The 9,840-nt window shown below is 38.2% G+C and carries 12 protein-coding genes and 1 pseudogene; 1 reads left to right on the forward strand and 12 read right to left on the reverse strand.

The features are described 5' to 3' along the window. Positions 1 to 56: 56 nt before the first annotated feature. The 4 genes and pseudogenes from DWX28_RS17665 to DWX28_RS20445 form a co-directional block, all read right to left on the reverse strand. Positions 57 to 1,217, reverse strand: coding sequence for a sensor histidine kinase (locus DWX28_RS17665; protein WP_158565339.1), 1,161 nt, complete (start codon positions 1,215 to 1,217; stop codon positions 57 to 59). After that, positions 1,210 to 1,899 carry a response regulator transcription factor gene (locus DWX28_RS17670; protein WP_019163079.1) on the reverse strand — a complete coding sequence of 230 codons (690 nt, stop codon included), beginning with the start codon at positions 1,897 to 1,899 and terminating at the stop codon, positions 1,210 to 1,212. The genes DWX28_RS17665 and DWX28_RS17670 overlap by 8 nt, the downstream gene beginning before the upstream one ends. Before the next feature lie 69 nt (positions 1,900 to 1,968). Then, positions 1,969 to 2,784, reverse strand: a complete 816-nt coding sequence (locus DWX28_RS17675) for a hypothetical protein (protein ID WP_118254358.1) — start codon at positions 2,782 to 2,784, stop codon at positions 1,969 to 1,971. 297 nt (positions 2,785 to 3,081) lie between these two features. After that, a pseudogene (locus DWX28_RS20445) lies at positions 3,082 to 3,392 on the reverse strand (TnpV protein). A gap of 70 nt (positions 3,393 to 3,462) precedes the next feature. Here DWX28_RS20445 and DWX28_RS17685 point away from each other — a divergent pair. Continuing rightward, complete coding sequence (locus DWX28_RS17685; RefSeq protein ID WP_243002482.1) at positions 3,463 to 4,101, forward strand: helix-turn-helix domain-containing protein; 639 nt, start codon at positions 3,463 to 3,465, stop codon at positions 4,099 to 4,101. 576 nt (positions 4,102 to 4,677) lie between these two features. On the opposite strand, the gene DWX28_RS17690 is transcribed toward DWX28_RS17685, so the two are convergent. The 8 genes from DWX28_RS17690 to DWX28_RS17730 form a co-directional block, all read right to left on the reverse strand. Continuing rightward, on the reverse strand, positions 4,678 to 5,619 hold the full coding sequence (locus tag DWX28_RS17690) for a helix-turn-helix domain-containing protein (protein WP_118254360.1): 942 nt from the start codon (positions 5,617 to 5,619) through the stop codon (positions 4,678 to 4,680). A 150-nt stretch (positions 5,620 to 5,769) separates the two neighbouring features. Further along, positions 5,770 to 6,090 (reverse strand): DUF3784 domain-containing protein, encoded by a 321-nt coding sequence (locus DWX28_RS17695; protein WP_008373564.1) that lies wholly within the window; start codon positions 6,088 to 6,090, stop codon positions 5,770 to 5,772. 41 nt (positions 6,091 to 6,131) lie between these two features. After that, a complete protein-coding gene (locus DWX28_RS17700) occupies positions 6,132 to 6,464 on the reverse strand; it encodes a DUF3784 domain-containing protein (RefSeq protein ID WP_117598193.1) in 333 nt (110 codons plus the stop codon). Between the two features lie 58 nt (positions 6,465 to 6,522). Then, positions 6,523 to 6,720: a zinc ribbon domain-containing protein gene (locus DWX28_RS17705; protein WP_008373560.1), complete on the reverse strand. Its 198-nt coding sequence runs from the start codon at positions 6,718 to 6,720 to the stop codon at positions 6,523 to 6,525. Between the two features lie 47 nt (positions 6,721 to 6,767). Then, positions 6,768 to 7,184 carry a YjdF family protein gene (locus tag DWX28_RS17710; protein ID WP_117598192.1) on the reverse strand — a complete coding sequence of 139 codons (417 nt, stop codon included), beginning with the start codon at positions 7,182 to 7,184 and terminating at the stop codon, positions 6,768 to 6,770. 241 nt (positions 7,185 to 7,425) lie between these two features. Next, the gene (locus DWX28_RS17715; RefSeq protein ID WP_117598191.1) at positions 7,426 to 7,800 is read right to left on the reverse strand and encodes a TnpV protein; all 375 of its coding nucleotides are present in this window, start codon (positions 7,798 to 7,800) and stop codon (positions 7,426 to 7,428) included. Positions 7,801 to 7,803: 3 nt separating this feature from the next. After that, positions 7,804 to 9,225 (reverse strand): plasmid recombination protein, encoded by a 1,422-nt coding sequence (locus DWX28_RS17720; RefSeq protein WP_118254362.1) that lies wholly within the window; start codon positions 9,223 to 9,225, stop codon positions 7,804 to 7,806. A gap of 199 nt (positions 9,226 to 9,424) precedes the next feature. Then, on the reverse strand, positions 9,425 to 9,652 hold the full coding sequence (locus DWX28_RS17730; protein WP_055053912.1) for a DUF5348 domain-containing protein: 228 nt from the start codon (positions 9,650 to 9,652) through the stop codon (positions 9,425 to 9,427). Positions 9,653 to 9,840: the final 188 nt, after the last annotated feature.

Here is a 9,840-nt window from a genome sequence, read left to right on the forward strand (position 1 = left end):
CTTTGCGCATTTACAGGTTTTCATATAATTTATTTGAAGTAGCACAATAGGTTAAATTAACTGTGGCATACCATTGATAAACATATGCCATGCCTGTCATTTTTCGCACTAAGTTTCCATCCGTGCATTTCAACGATTTCTTTTGAGAGGGCAAGCCCTATTCCGCTGTTTCCGTTTTGTCCCGTATGAAAACGTTCAAACATATGGGAAAAATCCTCTGTGCTAAGTTCTCCTCCATCGTTCCAGATGGAAAGGACTTGATTTTTCCACGATATTTCGATTTGACTACACGCATATTTTACGGAATTAGTTATCAGGTTAGCAACAGCGTGTTCCAGCTTCTCCGGGTCTCCGTTGACATATCCTTCGTCCAGTTCTAACGATACTGAAAGGTTTCGCCTGTTCACAATTCCTTCAAGCGGCATCAAAATATCTTGAACCAGTGATGCCATTTCTATTGGTTCACACTTTAATGGTTCCGTACCGCTTTCCATTTTTGATAAATACAGGATATCCTCAATAAGTTTACTCATACGCTCCGTCTGAGACACTATCATTCTGCCCGCTTGAGAATAATCGGTAATGACTCCCATTTCAATCTCCTCCGCATATCCGCAAATTGCCATAAGCGGGGTTTTTAATTCGTGAGATGTATTTTCAAAAAAGGTCTTCTGAGCTTTGTCATTTTGTTCAAGTTTTTTCCCGAGAAAATATCCAATGGCAGCACCGAGAGCGGCAATGACAAAAGCATCCAGCAAAACACCAAAACTGATTTCTTTTATGAGTTCTGGTTCGCCGGTAACATCCACATAAGCAAGTAATCTCTCATTGCTGTCTTCGTAATACTCTGTTCTGGCTTTCATATAATAAGTTGCTTCGTTAATTTTTGCCCTTTGCATTTCATCAGACGGGTGTGTTTCATACCAGTCAATAAGTTTCTTCTCTTTGGGTGTCAGAATCTGATATATGTCATCCCTGTTTTCTGAATCTGCCCCCATATATACAAGTGAGGCATAATATAAAGAGCCCGTATCATTTTCAGATTCGTAATTCAAATATTCGTCTGAATCCAAAGTAAAAACGTTTTTAATTGCATTCTCAGCTCTCAGCTCTATTTTTTTATTAAAAACTATGTTCAGAATCAGCAGGCTCAAAAGCATGGCTGCCATAACGGCGGAACCTGTAAGTGTGGCAATTTTATAACGTGTCTTATTCATTACAATCCTCCAGTTTATAGCCATAGCCCCAGACAGCACTAATGCGAACTTTGCTGCCTGCGGTCTTCATTTTCTGCCTGACTCTTCTTACTGTCTCATCGACAACTCTGGTTTCTATCTCCGTAGAATCTATTCCCCATACTTTGTCGAGAATTTCATTCCGGGGGATTGCCGTTCCACCATGTTCCATAAGACATCCCAGAAGCGAAAATTCTGTCATAGTCAGACCAATATCATGCTCTTTCACAATGGCATTATGCTTCTCCCATGAAAAACATACATCACCAAAGGAAATATCTGCCTTTACCGGTATATTCATTTCAACTCTTCGGAACAACGCATTTACCCGGACAACAAGAAGTGACGGCGAAAATGGCTTAATCAGATAGTCATCCCCTCCATACATAAATCCCTTCATATGGTCAGACTCTGAATCCTTTGCCGTCAAAATAATAATAGGAACTGATGATATTGTCCTTAGCTTTTTACATATGGAAAGACCGTCTGAACCCGGCATCATAATATCAAGAATAACAAGATCACAGGGCTTCTCCTGAAAAGCAGAAAAGAGTGTATCACCATTCTTGTATGCTGTTACCTCATATCCGGCATTGGATAAAAATTCTGTGAGTATTTCTCGTATATCCTGTTCATCATCTGCCAAATAGATTTTTTTTGCCATATCTTTAATCCCACATGAGGGGAGTCCCTCAGAAATTCTGTGAGATTCCCCATATTATATCTTTCAAAATCAGTATATCTGTATTTTAATTCCACCTGCTTTCGCTTCAAGAGCGATTGCCTGTGCCTCCAAAGCATCAATCTCATCTGAATACTTCGCATAGCGAGAAGCAAATTCCTCTTCAGAGAGGTTATCAGAGCCGTTATAAATATTGTCATAGATTGCATCAATTTTATTGTAAATACTGTTAAGCTGATTGATTTCATCTTCGCTCAAATTTCCATAGTATCCCTCATACCAACCCGCTTTCTTTTCAAGCGTTTCAATCTGTGCGTTCAGTGATGTAATCTCGTCATCATACTTTGCATAGCGGGCTTCGATCTCATCGTCTGAAAGATCATCGTCCGTCCACACTTCCGCATCAATTTCTTCGATTCTTTCATATGCTTTCTGAAGCTGTTCTGCTTCCTCTGCGGTGAGCTTGCCTGTATCGTACAGAGCATTATACCCATCTTCGGAATATTCATATTCCTCGTTGTCAATCCACCCGGCTTTTTTATCAAGCTCCTCAAGGCGATCCATGAGGGTATCGGTTTCATCCTGATACTGATCGTATCTGGCATAGATATCTTCATCAGAAAGACCATCTGCATCTTTCATTACCTCTTTGTCGATAGCGTCAAGTCGGTCATAAATGGAGTTAAACTCTTCAATCTCCTTCTGAGTGAGAGAACCATAATCTACATTTGTTTGTGTTACCTCTGATGTAGTCACTGTCTCCTCCTGTGTCTCCTTCTGGGCAGCCATGACAGGAATACCTGCGGATGTAGTCATTGCTGCTGCAAGTGCTATTACCATTCCTCTTTTGAATAATCTGTTCATCATTTTAGTACCTCCTGATTTTTTATTTACCGGTTGTTCGGTATGGCTAAAGTATAGCTCAGGCAAATGTAAAAATATCCTTAGAACAGTCATGAAAATGTCAAGAAAGTGTAACAGCACAAGATTTCCTATAAACCATATTTACTCTCGCCTCTTAAGGGTTACAATCTTTTTTCAAATACCCTCAATTTTTCTAAATCTGCAATTCCGATTTACCTTCACCTTATTTTACCATAGTGCTTTCTAAAATGCTATTCTAATATATACAAAAGTGTAAAAGAGCGATCTCTTCTCTCACACTCACACATATACCATGTTTTTCAATATAATCTCTTCTGCACTAACTTTTATATTATTCATTAACCCAACCCACTTCATCTGATCCTGTACCTTTAATTCTTCAGTTACACCCTTTTTTCTGCCATCTGTTTCATAAGCATTTCCACCTGTTCTCTGGCTTCCTGATCTGTCTGGTTCAGATGTTCATTCAGTTTTCCAGTCAATAACAGATACTGATACCTTGCTGATCTGTGTTCTTTTAAGAACTGCTTTCGTAACATTCCATATTTTCCATATGTCGGTTCTGCTTCGTTCAAAACCAGATCCGGCAAATAGTGATCTCTCTAGTAGATATGGGGATTACTCCCCATATCTACTAGAGCTTTTAAGGAGGTGGATAATATGCAGGAATCATCTATTTCAGAAAAAATAAAAGAGCTGCGAACTGATCTGAAGATGAATCAGAAAAACTTTTCCGCAGCTATCGGTATACGTCAATCAACTTTATCCAGTTATGAAAATGGTGTGGTTACTCCCTCCAATGATGTGTTATTGACTATTGCTCAGAAATTTCATGTCTCTTTGGACTGGTTATTTGGATTATCTGAAAATAAAGTACAGATTTCTACTCTCAGCGATATTATTTGGGTTTTATTGCAGATGAATGAATCCAATGAACTCCGGTATGAACTGGATATAAATAATAAACTTCCCGGTGATATAGAAACAGAAACGCAGAAATGGTATGCCGGACTTCGCTTTTATGGAAATGATCCGGAACATTCTTTAAACGCAGATATGTGTAATTTTCTTGCTGATCTGCAGGAGAACAGAGAAAGCCTGGAATCTTATTTCACAGGCAGATATGCGAAGGTTTTCATTTTCTTCCCATACCTGCCTGTTTTTAATTTATTCGCTATTCTTTACAGCCTTATTTTAATCTTCTGTTCAACAGAAAAACCCCGGAAACCTTACGGTTCCGGGGTATCTTACGTTTGGACACAATGTACCTTGCGGTACTCAATATATATTAGTCAGTGATTACTCGATGATTGTAGCAACACGTCCTGATCCTACAGTACGTCCACCTTCACGTTTGTGAGGTTCTTAGAATCTCATTATTTTCTGTAATTTTCGTGTCTTTATTGTCCTGTGTTATAGGATTTCTACGCTATATTTCTGTTCTCTTCATTTTTTAGTATCAAAACGGTATCACAGCCAGATTTTCATGAGCTGTCAACTTTCCGGTTGCAGATTCCCACCTTGACTGTTATAATCGAAACATGGGTGCTATCATAACGGTAGGCGGTTAGTCCTTCAGCAGAGGGACTGTGACCCTCTGATTACATAGAAACTCGAAAGAGAATCCACTGGAAAGGAGGGCTAAGCCAATGAGTATTGTGGACTTTATTGCAGTCGTGAGCTTCGGCATCACCTGCTTTTGTGCCGGATACACATTCGGCAAAGATAATAACAAGACACAAAAATAACCGCCCCAGCCTCGCAAACTGAACGGTTATTTTTAATCAATTAAGTATGTGGACTAACCGTCTATCGGTAGCACTCTTTTTCTATAATCATATTAGCACGCATGTGTGAAAATGTCAAAAAATTTCTTCATTCTTGGTTATTAATCTCCTTGATCAACTGTACTGCCTTCTCTGCATCATCGGTTTTCACGAATATATCCACACCATATATTCCAAATCCTGGTGCCCCATGCATTGCAACATTCGCACCTGCTTCCTGCGAAAAAGCTGCTATTCCATTTTGCTTTAACATTTCTACAAGTTGTTCTGTCTCTACTATATTCTGTGCATTATAAATTTTTGTCCATTCTACCTTAGATAGGGAAATTTCCTTTTTCTCCTGAACATTTGACGAATTCTGGTTTCTTTTTCGATTAATAAATGCCAAGAGCCTAAGAATAATAAATGCCACAATAGTAATACCAATCAGAAATCCCAATGCTAATCGTGTTATCTGTTTTTCTGTAGCTCCCATTCTAAATAAACATATACCATAGATGACTGTAAAAATTCCTGCACATATCACACTGGTGAGAAAATCTCGCCATATAGTAGCACTTTTTGGCAAACATTTATCCCATATTCCATTATACACCATAATAGAGGCGTACAGGATTCCTCCTACCAAAGCAGTTGCTGTCTCTCCTAAAACCAAGCGAATATCCACAGTTAATAACATCTGAATAATAATCGCTAACACGCTAATCACAAACATTGATGCAAATGCAAGATTTCCAGCCTTTAATGCTTTTTGTTTCACCCATCCTTCATACACCACAACTTTGTCCAGTGTTTCTTTCATCTCTTTATTCATAGTCTGGCTCCTTTCTCCATCCAGGAGCTCTCTCATCTCAACATCGTAATATTCAGCAAGTTGAACAAGTATACTGAGATCTGGCATATTTATTCCTGTTTCCCATCTGGAAACTGTTCTTGCAGATACCTCAAACTTCTCGGCAAGCTGCTCTTGCGTAAGATTCTTTTCTTTACGACATTGCTTTAAAAAAGCTCCAATCTTTTTTGTGTCCATGTCTCTACCTCTCTTCCACTTACAGCTTACCAATATGTATCAAAATTACCACGACATAAAACGAGAATCCGCTAATTTTCAACCGGACATCGTATGTCTAAAACAAATAAACGGTATTTTCACCCCAAAAGCATTCTATTCCTCTATAAATTAACCTTCTCTTTTATGTCTATCCATAAGTAGCAGAATAAACATAACAAACCATATCACCCATGCAATTAAACAACCGATTCCTATATGCCAAATATCTATAATCATTCCAGCAATAAAAGGAATTGACATAAACATCATTCTCTTCCCATATGCCTTACACATAGCATTTTCATCATATTTTTTTCGTTCTTCTGCTGATTTCATATTATAACCAGACAAGAATTTGGATGCTTGTCCTTTTGACCTATAAAACCATATTCCAAATAAAAGCATAATCACTGCCATTGCAAAGTCAAAAATAATATAAATATAGAACATATAATGCCTTCCTTTCAGTCAATTCCTCAAACCAGAAATTATTACTTTTTGCATAGTGTGTTTTCTAAAATGATAATAACCACGACATCAACTACAATGATTCCCAATGCAATATATACAAAAAATGCAGGCAAAATATTTTCAAGCAAGCCCATAATTAATACAAGAATTGCTATAATAGACATTCCAACTCCCATTGTCCTGCATAACTTCTTTTCATCATATTTTTTCTTTTCTTCTTTTGAAGCTGTATTATATCCAGAAATAAACCAGCTTCCGTGTCCAGAAAGTAAAACTATAGAAAGTACAGCAAATATTACAAAGACAATCCACACTATCCAATCAGAACCTGTTGCTAAATCTGCTAATTTCAATTATAGACCCCTCCCTAAATTCCGTTTTTCTTAATTCTAAAAATCTGAAAGTTGTCTTTTAAGATTTCAATTTCGTTAAATCCTCTAAATACATTTCTGTATAACCACATTCTGGGCAGACTGCAACTCTAACATCATCTATAGTTGTCGCCTTTTGTTTTTCATCTACACGAACAACCATCCCATAGCCACCGCCATTAACTTTAAGTCTTAAATCTAATTTCATACTTGCTCCACACTTTTCACATTTCCTCATTGTTTATACCTCCAAATCCCGAATTTGAGAAAAAGCCCAAAGGACTTTTAATGTCCCTTATGCTTTTCTCTTTTCTTTCGCTGTTTTAGTTCAAACATTCGCTGTTCTTCCGCCTCTTTTTTCTTTCGTTTTTTTTCTTTACGCTCCTGTTTGTTCTGTTCCTGTTGTAATTTCAACGCCTGTTGCGATTTTGTGCCAATGCCAGTTTCCAGCATCTGCTTTTTTGCTGAACGCTGCATCCGTTTCGGATTTCTTTTTATATCCTTTACAATAGCTTCAACAGCCGGACTGAATTTCAAACCGAAATAGTATTTTTGAATATATTCCTGCACTTCATAATCTTTTGGTTCTACGCCAAATGTTACCTTTGCCACAGATAATTTACCATCTTCAATATGCTCAAATATGCCTACCCAAAATGGTTCTTCAAAATATACCGTCAATCTTCCATTTACTCTGTCCATAAAAATCCCTCCTAAAATTTATTGAACAAAGAATGGACAACCCGGAGGGGCAGGTTACTTACCCTATTTATATAGGACGGCCGGGCTACCTACCGGCTCTGGCACATCAAAGATGCACGTTGCGTTTTTATCTTTGTTTTGATAAGTTTCAATTTACCTTCACTTTATTTTACCATAGTGCTTTCTAAAGTTCTATTCTAATATACAAAAATGTAAAAAAGCGATTTTATCCCCCTCGCAATCACACATATATCATGTTTTTCAATACAATTTCTTCTGCACTAGCTTTTATATTATTCATCAGCCTGACCCACTCCATCTGATCCTGTGCCTTTAATTCTTCAGTTACACCCTGTTTTTCTGTCATCTGTTCCATAAGCGTTTCCACCTGTTCTCTAGCTTCCTGATCAGTCTGATTCAGATGTTCATTCAGCTTTCCAATCAATAACAAATACTGATACCTTGCTGATCTGTGTTCTTTTAAGAACTGCTTTCGTAACATTCCATATTTTCCATATGTCGGCTCTTCTTCTCTTAAAACCAGATCCGGCAAATAGTAATCTCCATGCAATGTATAGCTCATTCCATTTTTTTCATCATAAAATTGTTTTTTCATAGTCTAAATCTCCAATCCTTTGTATTTTGTTCTATTTTTCTTACGTTGTTGGTTTTCAATCTGACTCTTTTGAGTCGCCCATTCCAACTGTTTCAGAACGCTTCCCTTTGGCATTTGCTCCATTCGCCGTTTTTCTTCCAGTGTCCTCTGTTCTTTAATATCCTGCTGCACCACATCCTCTACAGTTTCTGATCCCAAAATACGCACCACTCTGTCATATCTGTCCGAAATCTCTTGTAAACGTTGATTATCATTTAATAATTCCCCATTTTCTTTACGCACATCATCTAACTGCGTTTGGATATCATCACATTTCTCCGTAGATTTTTGATATTTGTTTTTCCAGCTTTCTATCGTTTTGTTAAGTTCTACAACCTTTCCAGCTAATGCAGCAATCTGATTCTTCATCTTGATAAACAATGGCTTGATTTTATTTTCTCTGTAAGGTACTGCACGTTCAAATGTTCCTGCCTCCGGTAAAAACGTCTTAATCATTCCATATTCTTTTATTTCTTTACTGGCATTATCCATAATCGGCTGCAGCACATCTCGACGCTCTTCCAGACTTTTTACTTCTTTTTCTGCGTCCTCTGCCCTTTGTTCTGCTTCTTGTTTCTCCCTGATTGCCTGTTCCTTATCGTCTTTTAAAATCTGGATATCTGCTCTGAATTCCGCAATTTGTGCTGTCAGTTCTTCGTTTTCTGCAGTTAGATACTCTTTCTCCTGCTCCAGCTCCTGTACTTCCTTTTTTCGCTCTTTCTTCTTGAAGTTATAAACATCCAAATGTTCCTCATGAGTACCTTTCTGTTCCCATTCAATGCCATGCTGTTTTGCAATCTCTGCCAGGACCTTTTTTTCATGGTTCATCCACTGGTTCAACTCTGTATCATGCTTATTTCCACCTTGAAATCCAAGACTTTTTAATGCCTGTTTCAACGAAACTCTGGTGTCCATTCCTTTTCCTTTCCAATCAGTCACATAAGGAATAAAATCAATATGTAAATGTGGAGTAGACTCATCCTGATGTAGATAACACCCAAATACCCGTAGCGCTGGATTCCGTTTCTGGAAGTCCTTTACATATTCATCCAGCACTTTTACAGCCAGATCTCCTTCTACTGTTCCGACAGCCATATCTTCACGATTTCCAATCTGGAAAATCACTTCGTGGAACAGCTTTTCCTGCTTTCCCTGACGGATTTTTTCATAGTAATTTATAATCTGCCGATCCTTTCTTTTTCCCACATTATACCGTTCTACAGAATCATCAAACAACTCTTTATATACTTCTTTCAGATTTTCATTCTGGTAACGGATATTCAGGTGTACTCTGTCCGGATCTACATTTTCAGCTATAAAATCCCGTCTGTTATGAGCTAGGGAACCAGCTCCAATCATGCCGCTTATTGTCCTTTTTATTGTCATATTCCTTCACCTCCCCTTCTAAAAGCAGTGCCAGATATTGCATATAATCTTTATTTACGCCAGCCATGGCAATTATAAGAAATCTTCGCCGGATACGGCGGTTTTGTTACTTTTGTCAAAAGTAACGCAAAAGCACTTTCGACAGCCGTACCGTCCATCAAAAGTACCCTTGCGCCCTGCCGGGGGCTATCCAATCAAATTATTCCGGTATTCTTGCCTGTACATATTCCAGATCTCCGCAATATGGTGTTCCCACCAGATACCATTCTCTTGCCGGATTCATCTCCATTCTTGTCCGTACCCACTTATCATCAACCAGCACCTCAAGACCTTCTCCACAGTGAAATCCCGTATCAATCCATAAGTCTGATGCCAACAATCCATATCTGTCATTACTGCTGTTATATCCTAATCTTCCCTGTTTCATTGTATCTTTCTCCCTTCTTCACAACTATCAAATTTACAGTAATCTCACATTCCAGCCATAGTTTTCCGTCTGCACCTTACCAACTTTCTCCTTGTTTACTTCTCACAGGGGCGTGACACGCTCCTGTAAAAAGGTAATCAACACGAACTGTTACCATCGAAAGCTCTCTTGCATTCCTTTTCTGTCCA

It is taken from the genome of Blautia sp. AF19-10LB, assembly GCF_003461245.1.
Taxonomy (GTDB): Bacteria; Bacillota; Clostridia; order Lachnospirales; family Lachnospiraceae; genus Blautia_A; species Blautia_A intestinihominis.

Bases quoted from the DNA above. Each gene is read 5' to 3' on its own strand.
- DWX28_RS17705 (WP_008373560.1), bottom strand. From the start codon at position 6,720: ATGAGGAAATGTGAAAAGTGTGGAGCAAGTATGAAATTAGATTTAAGA.
- DWX28_RS17665 (WP_158565339.1), bottom strand. From the start codon at position 1,217: ATGAATAAGACACGTTATAAAATTGCCACACTTACAGGTTCCGCCGTT.
- DWX28_RS17690 (WP_118254360.1), bottom strand. From the start codon at position 5,619: ATGGACACAAAAAAGATTGGAGCTTTTTTAAAGCAATGTCGTAAAGAA.
- DWX28_RS17670 (WP_019163079.1), bottom strand. From the start codon at position 1,899: ATGGCAAAAAAAATCTATTTGGCAGATGATGAACAGGATATACGAGAA.
- DWX28_RS17685 (WP_243002482.1), top strand. From the start codon at position 3,463: ATGCAGGAATCATCTATTTCAGAAAAAATAAAAGAGCTGCGAACTGAT.
- DWX28_RS17730 (WP_055053912.1), bottom strand. From the start codon at position 9,652: ATGAAACAGGGAAGATTAGGATATAACAGCAGTAATGACAGATATGGA.
- DWX28_RS17710 (WP_117598192.1), bottom strand. From the start codon at position 7,184: ATGGACAGAGTAAATGGAAGATTGACGGTATATTTTGAAGAACCATTT.
- DWX28_RS17695 (WP_008373564.1), bottom strand. From the start codon at position 6,090: ATGTTCTATATTTATATTATTTTTGACTTTGCAATGGCAGTGATTATG.
- DWX28_RS17720 (WP_118254362.1), bottom strand. From the start codon at position 9,225: ATGACAATAAAAAGGACAATAAGCGGCATGATTGGAGCTGGTTCCCTA.
- DWX28_RS17715 (WP_117598191.1), bottom strand. From the start codon at position 7,800: ATGAAAAAACAATTTTATGATGAAAAAAATGGAATGAGCTATACATTG.
- DWX28_RS17675 (WP_118254358.1), bottom strand. From the start codon at position 2,784: ATGATGAACAGATTATTCAAAAGAGGAATGGTAATAGCACTTGCAGCA.